This is a genomic window from Methylobacterium sp. DB0501 (genome assembly GCF_011043735.1).
In the GTDB taxonomy this organism is placed as follows: Bacteria; Pseudomonadota; Alphaproteobacteria; order Rhizobiales; family Beijerinckiaceae; genus Methylobacterium; species Methylobacterium alsaeris.
Window position 1 is genome coordinate 135,041 of the sequence record NZ_JAAKGV010000007.1, and the last position, 15,186, is coordinate 150,226.

Genomic DNA, 15,186 nt, shown 5'->3' on the forward strand with positions numbered 1-15,186 from the left:
GCTAGAACTTCACGTTCGGCGGGCGGCTGGCATCGGGGGTGGCGGTGAAGGCCTCCATGGGCTTCGCCTCCGGGTAGAGGGTGGAGGCGATCCAGCGGCCCGGGATGGTGCGGATCTCGGTGTTGTAGGCCTGCACCGCCTGGATGTAGTCGCGCCGGGCCACCGCGATGCGGTTCTCGGTGCCCTCGAGCTGCGATTGCAGGGCGAGGAAGTTGGCATTCGACTTCAGGTCGGGATAGCGCTCGACGGTGACGAGGAGCCGGCCGAGCGCGCCGGAGAGCTGGTTCTGGGCGTCCTGGAACTCGCGGAACTTCTGCGGGTCGCTCACCGTCGAGGCATCGACCTTGACGGACGTCGCCTTGGCGCGGGCCTCCGTCACCTGCACCAGCACGTCCTTCTCCTGCTGGGCGTAGCCCTTCACGGTCTCGACGAGGTTGGGGATCAGGTCGGCGCGGCGCTGGTACTGGTTCTGCACCTCGCCCCAGCGCGACTTGGCGGCCTCCTCCAGGGTCGGCACCCGGTTGACGGCGTCGCAGGCCGAGAGGGTGGTGGCGAGGGTGAGGGCCAGCACGGCGAGCCGCAGGCGGCCGATCAGGGAAGCGGTCATGGCGGCGGCGAGGCTCCTGGGGTCGGGGCGGCGCCGTCCGGCGCCGCGAGCGGTGCCGTCGTCACATAGGCGGCATTCCGCCGCGGACCAGCGGGGCGGGCGATGCGGCCGGGCCTGGGCGCGTCCGCGGGGCCCGCCGCCGGTTGGTGCGGCGGCGCTCCGGCGTTATGCCCTGGCCGCGGCCGCTCCGGGCCGATTCGGGACCGGCATGGCGAAGCGAGCGGCCAAGGCAGGGACGGCGGCAGCCGGGACGACGTCACCCAAGCCGAAGACGGCCAAGGCGAAGACGGTCAAGATGACCCTGGCGGAGCGGCTTCCGGCCCTGGCGTCGCCCGGGACCGCGCCGGCGGGTAGACCGCCCTCGGCGGCCTCGCAATGGCGGGAGACGCGCAACGCCGCCGCCCGGGCGCGGCTGGAAAAGTCCCTGCCGGCACTCTTCCCGACCTCGGTGCTCCGCTACGCCCTGTCGCGGCCCCTGGTGCCGCCGACGCCGCGGCTCGCCGTCGAGGGCTACTGGCGCCACCACATCCTGCGGGCCGACCGGCTGGCGCGGGCGCTCGCCGTGAAATCCGGCCAGCCCGAGGGCTGGGCCTGGCGCTTGGGCACCTGGACGCCCGGCACACGGCGTCCCGACCCCGCGGGGGAGGATCTGTCGGAGAAGGGCCTGCCGTTCAGCTTCCGGGTGCCGCCGGCGCCGTTCCGCGAGGCGCCGCACGCCTTGGGGAAAGGGCATTGCTGCATCTGCGGCCAGCCGGTCTATCGCTTCGGCTGGCACCGCGACCTGTGGGGGGCGGGTGCGCCGAACCGCAACGCCGCGTGGCATGCCGCCTGCGTCGCGGCCTGGAAGTTCTGGATCGCGCCGGCCGACCATGTGAAGGCGCTCAAGCGCCGCCAGGGCCACCGCTGCGCCCAGTCCGGCAAGCGCCTGCTGAAGACCGCCGAGGTCGACCACCGGGTGCCGCTCTACCGGATCTGGCGCGAGGAGCGGGCGCGGCCCTGGCCCGAGCTCCTCCGCTACTGGGGCCTGCCGAACCTCCAGGTGGTCAACCGGGCGATCCACGCCGACAAATGCGCGGCGGAAGCCGGCGAGCGGGCGAGCGCGCGACGGTCCGGACGCACCGACCCGCCGACGCTCGGGCCAGCGACGCTCGGGCCAGCGACGCTCGGGCCAGCGACGCTTGGGCCAGCGACGCTTGGGCCTGGATCATCGTCCGACGAAGCGGATACCGGTTCGGCGTAGAGCATGCGGCACGACCGGCTCTATGACGACCGGAACTCGGGACGCGTGACCGAGCGCACGAAGGCCGAGGCCGTCGCACGCAGCTGCGGCGGATCGCCGTGGATGCGCTCCATCACCGCCAGACCACGGGTGAAGGCCACCGCGAGGTTCGCCGTTTCCGCCACGGACAGCGTCAGGTCGCCTGCGAACGGTGTCAGCGCATCGCCGATCAGGGTCTCGAGATCCCGGATCAGCCGCTGCACGCGCGCGCGGATGCTCGGCTCGGACAGGCTGCCGTCATTGACCGTCTTGGTCGTCAGGCATCCGCGCGAGGGCGATCCCGCCGTCATGGTGGCGATCGCGGCATCGAAGAAGCGGTCGAGCACGCCCTGCGCGCTGTCGCCGTTCATGCCGTCCCGGACCGCGTCCAGGAAGCGGGCCGCGTAGAGATCGAACACCTTGAGGAACAGGGTCTCCTTGTCACGGTAGGCGTTGTAGAGCGAGCCGCGCTGCACGCCCGTCGCCTGGGCGAGGGCGGGCATGGAGGTCGCGGCCGGCCCCAGCCGCCAGAACAGCTCGAGCGCCCGTTCGAGGACCGCCTGCTCGTCGAACTGCCGGATGCCGACCATCTTTCACGACCTGCGCACTTCATTCTTGACATCGATGTCAAACTTGACATCACTGTCGAACATAGCATGCGCACCGTCGGGCGCGAGGGCGATGCCGGTGCCGGGAACGCACCGGCGTCCCGGCCGCGGCGCTGTCGGCGGCCTTGCGCAAGGGGATGCCCGTCGGTCCGACTCGATCAGGGAAGGGGTGGTGGCATGACGTCGGACCGCATCGCCGGCTTGCTCTACGGCCTGGGCGCCGCCTTGATCTGGGGTGGCTTTCCGGTGGTCACCCGGTTCGGCGTGACCGCGTCCGGACTCGATCTCTACGACGTGACCTTCGTCCGGTTCGCCGTCGCCGCCTTCCTGACCGTCCCGGTCCTGTTCCGTGCCCGGTGGCCCGGCTGGCGGCTGGCCGGCCTGCTCACCCTGGGGATCGGCGCGCCCTACATCCTCGTCGTGTCGGGCGGCCTGACCCGGGCACCGGTGGCGCTGTTCGCGGTGCTCACCCCGGCGAGCATGGTGCTGTTCTCCACCGGCCTCGGGATCTGGATCCTGGGAGACCGCCCGGGCCGCTGGCAGCTCGCCGGCATCGCGGCGACCTGCACCGGCAGCGCGGTCGCCGCCTGGGCCCTGACCGGCGGCCATCCCGGCGACGTGCCGGCTTTGGGGCTGTTCGTGGCAGGAGGGGCGCTCTGGGCGACCTACACCGTGACGGCGAAGAGGTCGGGGCTCGATGCTTGGGTGGCGACGGCGGTCGTGTCGGCCACCTCGATGATCGCCTACGGGGTGCCGTACCTGGTCGTCCGGGGCTTCGCCTTCCTGCATCATCCCTGGCCCGGTCTCGTGGGCCAGGCGCTGTACCAGGGCGCGCTCGTGTCGGTGGTCGCGTTGTTCTGCTACAGCAAGGCCGTCCTCCTGCTGGGGGCGCCGATGGGCGCCTGCTTCGCCGCCCTGGTACCGGCGGTGGCCATGGTGGAGGGTTTCGTCCTGCTCGGCGAGGTCCCGGCGCCGCTCTCGGTCCTCGGTCTCGGCCTGTCGACCCTCGGCGTCGGAGCCGTCCTCCTCATGCCGCCGCACCGGGCCGGAGCCGTCCGGGTCCGGGTCGATGCGCGTCGGCACGCCAGGACCTGCTCCTCCCAGGCGAGACTTCCTCCAGGCGAGACCTCTCCCAGCCAAGGCTCCGACCGCTCCGGGTCGTGACGTGCCGACGGGCTTCGCCGCAACGCCCTCGATCGCTGGCGCGGCACGCACATCGCGTCGCCGGCCCGGGGCAGCCAGGCTCGCCGCCGATCCGGACCGGTCCGCCTCCGGCTCAGCGCGGGAAGATGTGGAGCCCGTCATCCGGCAGCAGGTTGCGGGCCGGACCGCCGGTCTGCTGCCCGCCGCCCTGCTGGTAGGCGGGCAGTTCGGGGCGGCGGTCGTTGTCGCCGCCGGTATCGTACACCCAGGGCGCGGACCACGGGGCACGGCCGCCGACGGTGCCGGTGGCGTCGATGTCGCGCGGGCCGTAGCGGTAGGCCGGGCCCGGCTGGGCGGAGGCGGCGACGGTGGTGGCCAGCAGGGCGGCCGGGATCAGGAGGGTCCGGAGGGCGCGCATCGGCATCCTTTCCGAGAGGGGTGGAGGACCGCCGGGGGCGGCCTGATTGCCGAGACAACGGCCAGGCTGGGCCCGCCGTTCCGGTGCGGCAGGGCGGACCACCCTGCGGCCGGGCCGGTTAAGGCTTCCTGGCGGCCGTGTTCCTGGCAGCCGTGTTCCTGGCGGCCGTGGTGCCGTCGCACGCTCAGCCGCGCCGCAGCTTGGCGTAGCGCTTGAGTACCCGTTCGCGCTTGAGGCGCGACAGCCGCTCGATCCAGAACACCCCGTCGAGCTGGTCGATCTCGTGCTGCAGGCAGGCGGCGGCAAAGCCGTCCTCTTCCACCTCGTGCGCCGTGCCGTCGAGGTCGTGGAAGCGCACCCGCACCCGGGCCGGGCGCTCGACCTCCTCGTCGACGCCCGGCATCGAGACGCTGCCCTCGCGGTGGCGGGCGGTCTCGGGCGAGGCCCAGACCAGTTCCGGGTTGACGTAGGTGCGCGGCGCGAGGTCGAGCGTCGTCCGGATGATCGTCAGCCTCACCGGCGCGCCGACATGCGGGCCGGTGAGGCCCAGCGCCGAGACCGACACGAGCGTCTCCGCGAGGTCGCCGGCGAAGGTCCGCAGGGCGGCGTCGAAGGCGGCGACCGCGGGTGCGGGCTGGCGCAGGCGCGGGTCGGGGTAGAGCACCAGGGAGCGGGCGGGCATCCGGTGCCTTCAGCGGGTGTGGAAGGCGGCGGGCCACAGGCCGGCCCGCTCGATCCCGACGACCAGGATCACCACGGCGAGCGCCACCGCGAGCACGACCAGCAGGTTGCGGCCCGGCACGCCCCGGGCGATCAGCACCAGCACCAGCAGCAGGGAGATGACGGAGACGGCGACGTCCATGGGGGCTCCTTCCGGGTGGCTGCGAGCGTGGCGGCAGAGGAGGGCTCTTCGTCAAGCCCGGACCTGCAAGCCCGGATCCGCGGCTGACGTTCCGGCGAAAGGGTTCCGACGGCCCCCGGGGCCGGGCGCCTGACCAAACCGTAACCTTCGCGCCACGGGCCGGTCAGGGCCGCCGGCCATAATGGCTCCATCGAACGGCCGCCGGCGCGGCCCTCGTGAGACGGAGCCTAAGAGAAACCCGATGTCCCAGACCACCGAGACCTCACGCTTCCACCGCAAGGCCCTCGCTTCCGTGGCGGCCGTCACCCTTGTGGCCACCGGGGCGCTGGGCACCGCCTTCCTGCCCCCCAGCACCCCGGCCTACGCCCAGGCCCTGCCGCAGACCCCGATCACCACGACCGAGCACCCGCCGGGCAGCTTCGCGCCGATCGTCAACCGGGTGAAGCCGGGCGTGGTCTCGGTGAAGGTGAAGCTGAAGGACGACGCCTCGGCCGACGAGGACGGCGGCGGCCAGAATCTCCAGAACGTGCCGCCGCAGCTGCGCGACTTCTTCCGCCGCTTCGGCGAGGGCGGCCCGGGGGGGGGTATGGGTGGCGGCATGGCGCGCCCGCAGCGCCACGGCGGCGGCGCGGCGCAAGGATCGGGCTTCTTCATCTCGCCCGACGGCTACGTGGTGACCAACAACCACGTGGTGAACAACGCCAAGTCGGTCGAGGTCACCCTCGATGACGGCCGCACCCTGCCGGCCAAGATCATCGGCACCGACCCGAAGACCGACCTCGCCCTGCTCAAGGTCACCGACGGCGCGCCGTTCCCCTACGTGAAGCTCTCCCACGGCGCGCCGCAGGTCGGCGACTGGGTGGTGGCGATCGGTAATCCGTTCGGCCTCGGCGGCACGGTCACCGCCGGCATCGTCTCGGCCCGCGGCCGCGACATCGGCGCCGGCCCCTACGACGACTTCCTGCAGATCGACGCGCCGATCAACAAGGGCAATTCCGGCGGGCCGACCTTCGACGTCAAGGGCGAGGTGGTGGGCGTGAACACCGCGATCGCCTCGCCGTCCGGCGGCAACGTGGGCCTCGCCTTCGCGATCCCGTCCGAGACGGTGCAGGCGGTGGTCGACCAGCTGCGCGCCGACGGCAAGGTCGCCCGCGGCTATCTCGGCCTCCAGATCCAGCCGGTGACGAAGGACATCGCCGACAGCCTCGGCCTCGACAAGGCCAAGGGCGCCCTGGTGAACAGCGCCCAGGACGGCACGCCCGCCGCCAAGGCGGGGCTGAAGGCCGGCGACATCGTCCAGGCGGTGAACGGCGAGCCGGTGACCGATGCCCGCGAGCTGTCCCGCAAGATCGCCTCGCTGAAGCCCGGCACCAAGGTGGACCTCACCTATGTCCGGAGCGGGAAGACCGAGAACGCCCAGGTGACCCTCGGCACGCTGCCGAACGACACCAAGGTGGCGAGCGCCAACGACAATGGCAGCCGCGGCGACAGCCAGCCGCGTCTGGGCCTGAGCCTCGCCCCGGCGGGGCAGGTCGGCGCCGGCCAGGAGGGCGTCGCGGTGGTGGCCGTCGATCCGGACGGTCCGGCGGCGGCCAAGGGCATCCAGGAGGGCGACGTCATCCTCGACGTCGGCGGCCAGCCGGTCTCGAACTTGTCCGACGTCGCCGGTCGCATCCGCGCCGCGGAGACCGAGGGCCGCAAGGCGGTGCTGATGCGGATCAAGAACGACAAGGGCACCCGCTTCGTGGCGATCGGCCTGCAGACGAAGAACGGCTGATCCTTCGAGCATGACATGATGCGCCGGCCCCGCGAGGGGCCGGCGTTCTGGTGTCCGACGACAGGGTCGGTGATCCCGGATCTCCTTCCGCTGACGCTCCGGTCGTCCGGGACAGGGGCGCTCATCGCATATACGGTCGCGTGCCTTGGTTCGACGCCCTCACACCCGGCACAGCCGCGCGAGCCGCCGACCGGAAACCCGGCCGCGGGCGGTGCCGTCGGTCTGCACGGCCTCGCCGGCGAGGGCGATCCGGGTCGGGTTCTCGATCAGGGTGTAGCGGGTGCGCCCGGGCGGCAGGCCGTACTGCACCGCCCAGAGCCGCAAGGCGGCGCAGAAGTCGCGCAGGGTCTCGGGCCCGGACCGCACGGGGTCGAGCACCGGCGCGACCTCGGCGGCGCCGTAGGGCAGGGCGCGGAAGCCGGCGAGCAGCCCGGGCCGCCCTTGCGCGAGGTCGAAGGCGGCGCTCGATTCGACGCCCAGGGCCCCGGCCCGGTCGGGCGGGATGCTGGTCAGGGCGAGGGTCACGGGCTGCTCGGTCACCACCACCACGGCGCGGTCGGGCGCGCCGGCGAGATCGATCGCCAGCGCCCGGTAGCCGGCGCCGGCCTCCCGCGGCGCGGTGTAGACGAGGCCGACCAGGTCGAGATGCGCGGCCGAGCCCGAGACCCGGTCGGGATGGGCGGTCCAGCCGATCAGCCGCTCGCGCCGGGCGGCGCGCTCTGCCGAGACGTCGGGAATCTGGATCTCCGAATCCGGGAGCGTGCCCCGGATCGGGGCCGAGACGAGCGGCGGCACGACGCCGATGACGGCGGGGGCGGCGCAGACCGGACAGGGGCGCCCGGGGGCCGGCGCCTCGGCCGCGCGGTCGGGCAGGCGGGCCGGCATCTCGGCCGGTGCCCGGTCGGCGCCTTGAGCCGATTCCCGGCCTGCTTCGCCCGCCGGCCGCGGGCGCAGCAGGCCGATGCGCGGATCGAGGGCCGCGATCACGGCGAACGGGATCGCCACGGCCGCGAGCGCCGCCAGGCCGAGCCCCCATCGTCCGCTGCCGTTCCGCACGCGCCACCGCCCCGTTGCGCGCATCCCCGCGCGATTCGGCCAGTATGCCGCCATTTTTGCGGAAAGTGCATCCGCGGCAAAGACTTAGATGAAAATACCTGGGGACGGCCGGTGTATGACCTTGCGCCAGACCCTTGCGTCATGCCGCTACGACACGGCCGAGGCCCCGGCAAGGACCTCGGGACGGGTGCCCAGGCTGTCCGGATGCCCTATGGTGGGCCTCATGACGATGCCCGCGCCCGACCCCACCGACGGCCTCGCGCGCCGGCTCAGGCTCGAGCGCGAGGCGCGGGGCTGGTCGCTCGGCGACCTCGCGGCCCGCTCCGGCGTGTCGAAGGCGATGATCAGCAAGGTCGAACGCGCCGAGGCGAGCCCGACGGCGGTCCTGCTCGGCCGGCTCTCGGGGGCCTTCGGGCTGACCCTCTCGACCCTGCTGGCGCGGGCCGAGGGCGAGACCGGCCAGGTCCGACGCGCCGCCGCGCAGCCGGTTTGGGTCGATCCGGCGACGGGTTACCGCCGGCGCCAGGTGTCTCCGCAACTCTCGCCGCACCTCACCGAGCACCCCCTCGACCTGACCGAGGTGGAATTGCCGGCCGGCGCCGAGATCGCCTATCCGGCGGCCTCCTACGCCTTCCTGCGACAGATGGTCTGGATGCTCGACGGCACCCTGACCTTCCGGGAGGGCGAGGCGATCCACGTGCTGGAGGCCGGCGACTGCCTGGCGCTCGGCGCCCCCGCCGATTGCGCCTTCGCCAACCGCAGCGACCGCCCGTGCCGCTACCTCGTCGCCGTGGTGCGGCAGCGCTGAAAGCGTGAGGCGGCGCCGAAGATCAGGCCGCGCGCCGGGCGAGGAAGGTCCGGGCCTCGGCGCCGCCGCGCAGGAAGCCGTAGATCAGGACTGGCCAGCAGAACAGCAGCACCGCCAGCGGCACCGACATCTGCCAGCCGACGATCGCCCCGACGATGCCCGCCGCCGAGCCGACGAAGCGGAAGTAGAAGACCGGCACCGCGACCGCCAGGGCGACCAGGACTGGCACGCCGAGCGCTGCGGTCAACCCGGCCTGCACCGCCAGGAGGTTGGTCACGCCCATGGCGAGGAACACCAGGAAGGCGGCAATCTGCATCATCGTACCGGTCTCTCGCACCCTTGCGAATCGTGCAGGTCCATGGAGACAGCCGAGCATGGCTTTTTGTGGGGCGCCGGGCCCGCGGCGGTCGGTTTTCGCGCCGCCCCGTGCAAGGACGGGAGGATTTGGAATATTTTTGCGCTCCAATCATCTAACAAAGATAAAAATTTTGCGGAACGATGTAAAAATGAAGTCGGCAAACAGTCTTTAATCCGTCATCTCGGCAATCGGCGGTCTGTCATGTGCGCAAGCGCACGTGGATAGCATCCCGTACGACTTAGGTCCGACGGCGATCGGCGCCCCACCTTCACGGGCGACCGCACCAACCGACGAGATCGACGATGACGAAGACGACCCTGCTCCTCGCCGGGGCGGCCCTGCTCGCCGCCGCGGCCCCGATCCGGTCCGCGCAAGCCCAGTCGGCAAAGGAGATCTACAGCTACAAGGCCCCCTCGGGCATGTTCAGCGAGGGCACCACGAAGTGGGACATGTTCCGCTTCATGGCGGTCGACCACGAGCAGCAGGAGGCCAGGGCTGCGGCGGCTGCCGCGGCCGAGGCCGCCGCCGCACGGACCGCCTCGGTCCCGGCCCCGTCGGTCGAGGGCCGGCCGACCGCGCATGCCCGGCTGCACGGCCGCCGCTGACCCGGGATCGGCCCCCCCGGCCCGGGGCGGGGGGTTGCACCCCCGCCACACCGGAGGCCGCCCGCACTGCCACCTAACCGTCATCCCTCTCCCCAGCCGCACCGACCTGGATCACGTTGAAGCGAGCGCGGACGGCCACAGATCCGCGAATGCGACAATGCGAGGGGGACCGATGGACGTGCGGATGCTGCTGACCCAAGTCCAGTCCAATATCGGTGCGACCTGCGACCGGGCGGTCCGGCAGGCATCATTGATCGAGACCCGCGAGCGCGACGGGCATCCGACCGAGACCGAGCGGAACGTCCTGCGCGGCATGCGGGTATCCCTCGGCCTCGAATACCACCAGGAAGAGCGGCTGCTCGCCGTCCTGGCCGGGGAGGCCGGCCGGCCCGCCCCCGCCCGCCGGCTCTGCCACCGCGGCGCCGGAGCGGATTGCCCGCTGCCGATCCGCTGCTGCGCCATCCTGGCGGCAACGCTCACGCCGTGGTCGCACGCGACCCGCTCCCACGCCGTCGCCGCGGCGCGCTGATTCGCGGGCTTCCCCGCTCCCGCGGCGCATCGGCGCCGCCGCAAGGAGGCAAGAGACCTTGCGGGCTCAGCCGCGCCGTCGAACGCATCCGTTCGACGGCGCGGCGGTATGAGGCGCCGCCGCCACACCGGCGGTCCCGCCGCCCCCGCCCTCTCGGGCGGACCGCACGGGCCCGGGGCCCTGTGGCACGGGAGCACTGGCGGCCCGGCGGGGCCTGGCGGTCTTCTGTCCGCCGGACGAATCCCCCGAGAGACCGCCTCGCCCGACCAGGAGCCCGCCGCCTTGCCCGTCCCGCTGCCTGCCGCGTCGAACGCGCCGCTCTTCCTCCACCTCGCCGGATCGCTGGTCTTCGTCGCCGCCGCCGGCCGCGGCATCGGCTGGGCCCTCGACGCCTGGGTGCGGCGCGCGCCGGAGGCGCGGCCCGGGCCGGCCGAGGCGCCGCCTCAATCCGGCGCCCGCATCCGGTAGCCGACCCCGGTCTCGGTCAGGATGTAGCGCGGGCGCTCGGGCTCCGGCTCGAGCTTCTGGCGCAGCTGGCGCACGTAGACCCGGAGATATTGCGGGTCGGCGGCCGTGCCCCAGACCTCGCGCAGCAGGTGGGCGTGGGTGAGCACCTTGCCGGCATGGTGCACCAGCAGGCGCAGCACGTCGTATTCCTTCGGCGAGAGCTTCACCTCGCGCTCGCCCACCCGGACGATGCGGCGCACGAGATCCACCGAGAGCTCGCCGGCCCGGAAGACCGGCCGCTCGCCTCCCACCGCGAGCTGGTGGCGGAGCGCCGTGCGCATCCGGGCCAGAAGCTCGTTCATGCCGAACGGCTTGGTGACGTAGTCGTCCGCCCCGAGATCGAGGGCCTCGACCTTGCCGACCTCGTCGTCGCGGCTCGACAGTACGATCACCGGCAGGTCGGGCCGGCGGGCGCGGATCTGCGCTAGCAGCGCGTGGCCGGCGATGTCGGGCAGGCCGAGATCGAGGATGGCCAGCGCGAAGGCCTCCCGCTCCAGGAGGTCGAGGGCGGTGCGGCCGTTCTGGGCCTCGGCCACGTCGTAGCCCTGGCTGCCGAGGCCCACCCGCAGGAGCTTGCGGATCGGCGGCTCGTCGTCGATCACCAGGATGCGGGGTTCGTTGCTCACGTTCGCTTCCCTCCGCTGCGCCCGGGAACGGGAGGATCGGCCAGGAGCGGCGTCTCACCATCTCGTGCCGGCGGAGCTTTGCGCCGCACGCCGGAGAGACGCCGACATCCGCATCGCGACAGCGGTCCGACGGGATCGCCGGCGCAACCGGTCGGATTTCGCATCCCTACCCCAGCCTGGCCCGGGCCGCCGCGTATTCCGCCTTCAGACGGTCGATCACCACGGCGGCGGCCGGCGCGTCGTCGATGGTGCCGACGCCCTGGCCGGCACCCCAGATGTCGCGCCAGGCCTTGGTGGTCCCCGAGCCGAAATTCATCTTGGTCTTGTCGACCTCCGGCAGCGCGTTGGGGTCGAGGCCGGCGGCGGTGACGCTGGGCTTGAGGTAGTTGCCCGGCACGCCGGTGAAGTAGGGGGTGTACATCACGTCGGCCGCCTTCGTCCCGATGATCATCTCCTTGTAGGCCGGCGCGGCGTTGGCCTCCTGCGTGGCGATGAAGCGGGTGCCCATATAGGCGAGGTCGGCGCCCATCGCCTGGGTGGCGAGGATCGCATCGCCGGTGGTGATCGCGCCCGACAGGATCAGCGGCCCGTCATAGAATCGGCGCACCTCGCTCACCAGCGCGAAGGGCGAGAGCGTGCCGGCATGCCCCCCGGCCCCGGCGCAGACCAGGATCAGGCCGTCGACGCCGGCCTCCAGCGCCTTCTCGGCGTGGCGCACCGTGGTCACGTCGTGGAAGACGAGGCCGCCCCAGCCGTGCACCGCCGAGACCACGGCGTCGGGCGCCCGCAGCGACGTGATGATGATCGGGACCCGGTGCTTGCCGCAGACCATGAGGTCGTGCTCGAGCCGGTCGTTCGAGGCGTGGACGATCTGGTTGACGGCGTAGGGGGCGACGATCCGGCCGGGATCCGCGGCCTTCGCCTGGCTAAGCGCCGCGTCGATCCGGGTCAGCCACTCGTCGAGGGCTTCCTTGGGCCGGGCGTTGAGCGCCGGGAACGAGCCGACGATGCCGTTGACGCACTGGGCGATGACCAGTTCCGGCCCCGAGACGATGAACATCGGCGAGGCGATCACCGGCAGGGCGAGGGCGTGGCGGAGGCTGTCGGGCAGGGACATCGGCGGCGTGGCTCCCGGGATCGCATTTGAGCGGTATCGTTGGGCTCCCGCATCGCACCGGGCGCCGGGTGAGGTCAACGGGCGTTGCAAGCACGCCCGCGCGAGGGGCCTTCACAAGCGGCCTTCGCGAGGGGCCTTGACGGGAGCCGCGCCCTGGGGCCCGGTGCCGCCCATGCACGCCTTCGAGATCCGCCGCCTGGGCGCCGCCGACGGCCCGGCCTACCGCGCCTTGCGCCTGGAGGCGCTGGAGCGGCACCCCGAATCCTTCGGCACGGCGTTCGAGGACGTGGCCGGGCACGGGCCGGACTGGTTCGGGCAGCGGCTGGAGCAGGGGATCACCCTCGGCGCGTTCCGGGACGGGGCGCTCGCCGGCGCCGTCACCCTGGTGCTGAACGAGGGTGCGAAGCTGCGGCACAAGGGCGACGTGGTCGCGGTCTATCTCCGCCCCGCGGCGCGGGGCCTCGGCCTGGGGGCCGCCCTCCTGAACCGGCTCGTGGACGAGGCCCGCCCGCGGGTCGAGGCCCTGCGGCTGACGGTCGAGGCCGGGAACGGCGCCGCGTTGCGGCTCTACGAGAGGCTCGGCTTCCGCGCCTACGGCCGCGAGCGCCGGGCGCTGAAGATCGGGGGGCGTTACCACGACGAGGTGCTGATGGAGCTCGTCCTCGCCGACGATTCCACCCGTCCGCATCACGCGTTAGAATCCACCCACTCCCACCACTAGGAGACGCGGCGTGCTGCTTGAGATCGGAACCCCGGAGGCGGTCGGCCTCTCGTCGGAGCGGCTGGAGCGGATCGTCCCGTGGATGCGGGGCTACGTCGAGGCCGGCAAGCTGCCGGGCCTGTCGGTGACCGTGGCCCGGCGCGGCCAGGTGGTGTTCTCCCGCCAGGAGGGCCTGCGCGACATCGCCCGGGGCCTGCCGATGGAGGCCGACACCATCGTGCGCATCTACTCGATGACGAAGCCGCTGACCTCGGTGGCGATCCTGATGCTGTACGAGGAGGGCCGGTTCCAGCTCGACGATCCCATCACCCGCTTCCTGCCGGACTTCCGGAACATGCGGGTGCTGGTCGGCGGCAGCCGCGGCAAGCCCGAGACGGTGCCGGCGGAGCGCGACATCACGTTTCGCGATCTCCTCACCCACACCTCGGGGCTGACCTACGGCTTCATGGACGCGACGCTGGTCGACCGGATGTATCGGGAGGAGGGCGTCGACTTCCAGACCGCCGAGACCACGCTCGCCGAGATCGTCGCACGGGCCGCGCGCCAGCCGCTGCTGGCCCAGCCGGGGGCGGAGTGGAACTACAGCATCGCCACCGACGTGCTCGGCCATCTCGTGGCGGTGATCTCGGGACAACCCTTCGACGACTTCCTGCGCGAGCGGATCATCCGGCCGCTGGGCATGGTCGATACCGATTTCCACGTCCCGGCTGACAAGATCGCCCGCTTCGCCTCGAACTACGCGCTCGGCGAGGGCGGCCGGCTGACCCTGATCGACGATGCCCGCGAGGGCCGCTACGCCCGGCCCCGCACCGCGCCCTCCGGCGGCGGCGGCCTCGTCTCGACGGCCGCCGACTATGCCCGGTTCTGCCGCTTCGTCCTGGGCGACGGGGCGCTCGACGGCGTGCGGCTGCTCGGCCGCAAGACCGTCGCACTGATGACCGCCAACCACCTGCGCGGCGACCTCGCCGACATGGGCCAGCCGCGCTTCTCGGAATCGAGCTACAGCGGCATCGGCTTCGGCCTCGGCTTCTCGGTGATGCTCGATCCGGCCAAGGCCCAGATCCTCGGCACCCCGGGCGAGGTCGCCTGGGGCGGGGCGGCCTCGACGGCGTTCTGGATCGACCCCGCCGAGGACCTGTTCGTTATCATGCTGACGCAGCTCATGCCGTCCTCGACCTGGCCGATCCGGCGCGAGCTGCGGGTGCTGACCTACGCGGCGATGACGGCGTGATCGCCGCCCTTGATTGAGGAGGCCTTACGCCGCCACCGCCCGGCGGTAGAGGTGCCAGGTGGCATGGCCGAGCACCGGCAGCACCACCGCGAGGCCGACGAACAGCGACACCATGCCGAGGACGAGCATTCCGGCCACGATGGCGCCCCAGGCGAGCATCGGGCCGGGATTCTCGCGCATGAGCGCCAGCGAGGTCTCGATCGCCGTCCCGGCATCCGCGTCCTTGTCGATGATGAGCGGGATCGAGACGGCGCTGACCGCGAGCGCCAGGAGCGAGAAGGCCGCGCCGACGAGGTTGCCGGCGACGATCAGCATCCAGCCGCGAGGCGTGGTCAGCACGTCGTCGACGAAGGCCAGCAGCGAGGGCTCGGTTACCCCGCCGTAGAGCGCCCAGTACAGCCCCATGGCGGCGCAGAGCCAGGCGAGGAAGATCAGCGCCAGCACCATGCCGACCGCCAGCACCGCCTTGGCCGGGCGGCCGTGCAAGGGGGAGTAGGCATCCGCCAGGGTCGCGGGCAGGCCCCATTCCCGGCGCCGGCTCATCTCGTAGAGGCCGAGCGCGGCGAAGGGGCCGATCAGCGCGAAGCCGGCGGCCAGCGGGAACAGGATCGGGATCAGGTTCTGCTCGAAGGTCGCCGCCGCGATGATCACGCCGGCGATCGGGTAGATCAGCACCACGAACAGCACGTGGGTCGGCATTGCCAGGAAGTCGTCGACGCCGCGCGACAGGGCGGCCTTGAGATCCTGGATGCCGATCCGCCGCACGGCGGGGTGGGCGGCGGTAAAGCCGTGGGCAAAGGTGGGCGAACTCGTCATGGCGTCTCCTCCGGGGGGAGGCACCCGCGACGGGAAGGCCGGGCCGCGTTCGGGCCGTCTGTCGGCGGTCCTCAGGCGCCCGGTCCGGCCCGCACGGGCGCCGGACAGATCGGTCGCATCAAACCTGGATACTCGCACC

General features: G+C 72.4%; 19 protein-coding genes. 9 read left to right on the forward strand and 10 right to left on the reverse strand.

Features of this window, described 5'->3' with window-relative positions:
* Nucleotide 1: 1 nt before the first annotated feature.
* Nucleotides 2–607, reverse strand: coding sequence for a LemA family protein (locus G4G93_RS12170; protein WP_165084548.1), 606 nt, complete (start codon nucleotides 605–607; stop codon nucleotides 2–4).
* 295 nt (nucleotides 608–902) lie between these two features.
* Between G4G93_RS12170 and G4G93_RS12175 the strand changes: the two genes are divergently transcribed.
* A complete protein-coding gene (locus G4G93_RS12175; protein ID WP_395413828.1) occupies nucleotides 903–1,847 on the forward strand; it encodes a hypothetical protein in 945 nt (314 codons plus the stop codon).
* Between the two features lie 20 nt (nucleotides 1,848–1,867).
* Here G4G93_RS12175 and G4G93_RS12180 read toward each other — a convergent pair whose 3' ends face one another.
* Nucleotides 1,868–2,455, reverse strand: a complete 588-nt coding sequence (locus tag G4G93_RS12180) for a TetR/AcrR family transcriptional regulator (RefSeq protein WP_165084550.1) — start codon at nucleotides 2,453–2,455, stop codon at nucleotides 1,868–1,870.
* Nucleotides 2,456–2,650: 195 nt separating this feature from the next.
* On the opposite strand from G4G93_RS12180, the gene G4G93_RS12185 reads away from it, so the two are divergent.
* Nucleotides 2,651–3,637, forward strand: coding sequence for a DMT family transporter (locus G4G93_RS12185; protein WP_165084552.1), 987 nt, complete (start codon nucleotides 2,651–2,653; stop codon nucleotides 3,635–3,637).
* A 112-nt stretch (nucleotides 3,638–3,749) separates the two neighbouring features.
* Here G4G93_RS12185 and G4G93_RS12190 read toward each other — a convergent pair whose 3' ends face one another.
* From G4G93_RS12190 to G4G93_RS12200, 3 genes are all read right to left on the reverse strand, one after another.
* A complete protein-coding gene (locus tag G4G93_RS12190; protein WP_165084554.1) occupies nucleotides 3,750–4,034 on the reverse strand; it encodes a hypothetical protein in 285 nt (94 codons plus the stop codon).
* Between the two features lie 184 nt (nucleotides 4,035–4,218).
* Complete coding sequence (locus tag G4G93_RS12195) at nucleotides 4,219–4,716, reverse strand: peptide deformylase (RefSeq protein WP_165084556.1); 498 nt, start codon at nucleotides 4,714–4,716, stop codon at nucleotides 4,219–4,221.
* A 9-nt stretch (nucleotides 4,717–4,725) separates the two neighbouring features.
* Nucleotides 4,726–4,896, reverse strand: coding sequence for a hypothetical protein (locus tag G4G93_RS12200; RefSeq protein ID WP_165084558.1), 171 nt, complete (start codon nucleotides 4,894–4,896; stop codon nucleotides 4,726–4,728).
* A gap of 241 nt (nucleotides 4,897–5,137) precedes the next feature.
* On the opposite strand from G4G93_RS12200, the gene G4G93_RS12205 reads away from it, so the two are divergent.
* Nucleotides 5,138–6,673 (forward strand): Do family serine endopeptidase, encoded by a 1,536-nt coding sequence (locus G4G93_RS12205; protein WP_165084560.1) that lies wholly within the window; start codon nucleotides 5,138–5,140, stop codon nucleotides 6,671–6,673.
* A 159-nt stretch (nucleotides 6,674–6,832) separates the two neighbouring features.
* Here the strand turns inward: G4G93_RS12205 and G4G93_RS12210 are convergent, their stop codons facing one another.
* Complete coding sequence (locus G4G93_RS12210) at nucleotides 6,833–7,729, reverse strand: hypothetical protein (RefSeq protein WP_312891918.1); 897 nt, start codon at nucleotides 7,727–7,729, stop codon at nucleotides 6,833–6,835.
* A 223-nt stretch (nucleotides 7,730–7,952) separates the two neighbouring features.
* Between G4G93_RS12210 and G4G93_RS12215 the strand changes: the two genes are divergently transcribed.
* Nucleotides 7,953–8,537, forward strand: a complete 585-nt coding sequence (locus G4G93_RS12215) for an XRE family transcriptional regulator (RefSeq protein WP_165084564.1) — start codon at nucleotides 7,953–7,955, stop codon at nucleotides 8,535–8,537.
* A gap of 22 nt (nucleotides 8,538–8,559) precedes the next feature.
* Here the strand turns inward: G4G93_RS12215 and G4G93_RS12220 are convergent, their stop codons facing one another.
* Nucleotides 8,560–8,856 (reverse strand): hypothetical protein, encoded by a 297-nt coding sequence (locus G4G93_RS12220; RefSeq protein ID WP_165084566.1) that lies wholly within the window; start codon nucleotides 8,854–8,856, stop codon nucleotides 8,560–8,562.
* Nucleotides 8,857–9,197: 341 nt separating this feature from the next.
* On the opposite strand from G4G93_RS12220, the gene G4G93_RS12225 reads away from it, so the two are divergent.
* From G4G93_RS12225 to G4G93_RS12235, 3 genes are all read left to right on the forward strand, one after another.
* Entirely contained in the window at nucleotides 9,198–9,500 is a 303-nt protein-coding gene (locus tag G4G93_RS12225) for a hypothetical protein (RefSeq protein WP_165084568.1), read from the forward strand.
* 172 nt (nucleotides 9,501–9,672) lie between these two features.
* Complete coding sequence (locus tag G4G93_RS12230; protein WP_165084570.1) at nucleotides 9,673–10,029, forward strand: hypothetical protein; 357 nt, start codon at nucleotides 9,673–9,675, stop codon at nucleotides 10,027–10,029.
* A 282-nt stretch (nucleotides 10,030–10,311) separates the two neighbouring features.
* Nucleotides 10,312–10,497: a hypothetical protein gene (locus G4G93_RS12235; protein WP_165084307.1), complete on the forward strand. Its 186-nt coding sequence runs from the start codon at nucleotides 10,312–10,314 to the stop codon at nucleotides 10,495–10,497.
* Here G4G93_RS12235 and G4G93_RS12240 read toward each other — a convergent pair.
* Entirely contained in the window at nucleotides 10,473–11,162 is a 690-nt protein-coding gene (locus G4G93_RS12240; protein ID WP_165084572.1) for a response regulator transcription factor, read from the reverse strand. The genes G4G93_RS12235 and G4G93_RS12240 overlap by 25 nt on opposite strands.
* 166 nt (nucleotides 11,163–11,328) lie before the next feature.
* A complete protein-coding gene (locus tag G4G93_RS12245) occupies nucleotides 11,329–12,279 on the reverse strand; it encodes a nitronate monooxygenase family protein (RefSeq protein ID WP_165084574.1) in 951 nt (316 codons plus the stop codon).
* 172 nt (nucleotides 12,280–12,451) lie between these two features.
* Here G4G93_RS12245 and G4G93_RS12250 point away from each other — a divergent pair, with 172 nt between their 5' ends.
* A complete protein-coding gene (locus G4G93_RS12250) occupies nucleotides 12,452–13,000 on the forward strand; it encodes a GNAT family N-acetyltransferase (RefSeq protein WP_165084576.1) in 549 nt (182 codons plus the stop codon).
* A 13-nt stretch (nucleotides 13,001–13,013) separates the two neighbouring features.
* Nucleotides 13,014–14,231: a serine hydrolase gene (locus G4G93_RS12255; protein WP_206289734.1), complete on the forward strand. Its 1,218-nt coding sequence runs from the start codon at nucleotides 13,014–13,016 to the stop codon at nucleotides 14,229–14,231.
* Nucleotides 14,232–14,255: 24 nt separating this feature from the next.
* On the opposite strand, the gene G4G93_RS12260 is transcribed toward G4G93_RS12255, so the two are convergent.
* On the reverse strand, nucleotides 14,256–15,047 hold the full coding sequence (locus G4G93_RS12260; protein WP_165084578.1) for a DUF2189 domain-containing protein: 792 nt from the start codon (nucleotides 15,045–15,047) through the stop codon (nucleotides 14,256–14,258).
* Between the last annotated feature and the right edge of the window lie 139 nt (nucleotides 15,048–15,186).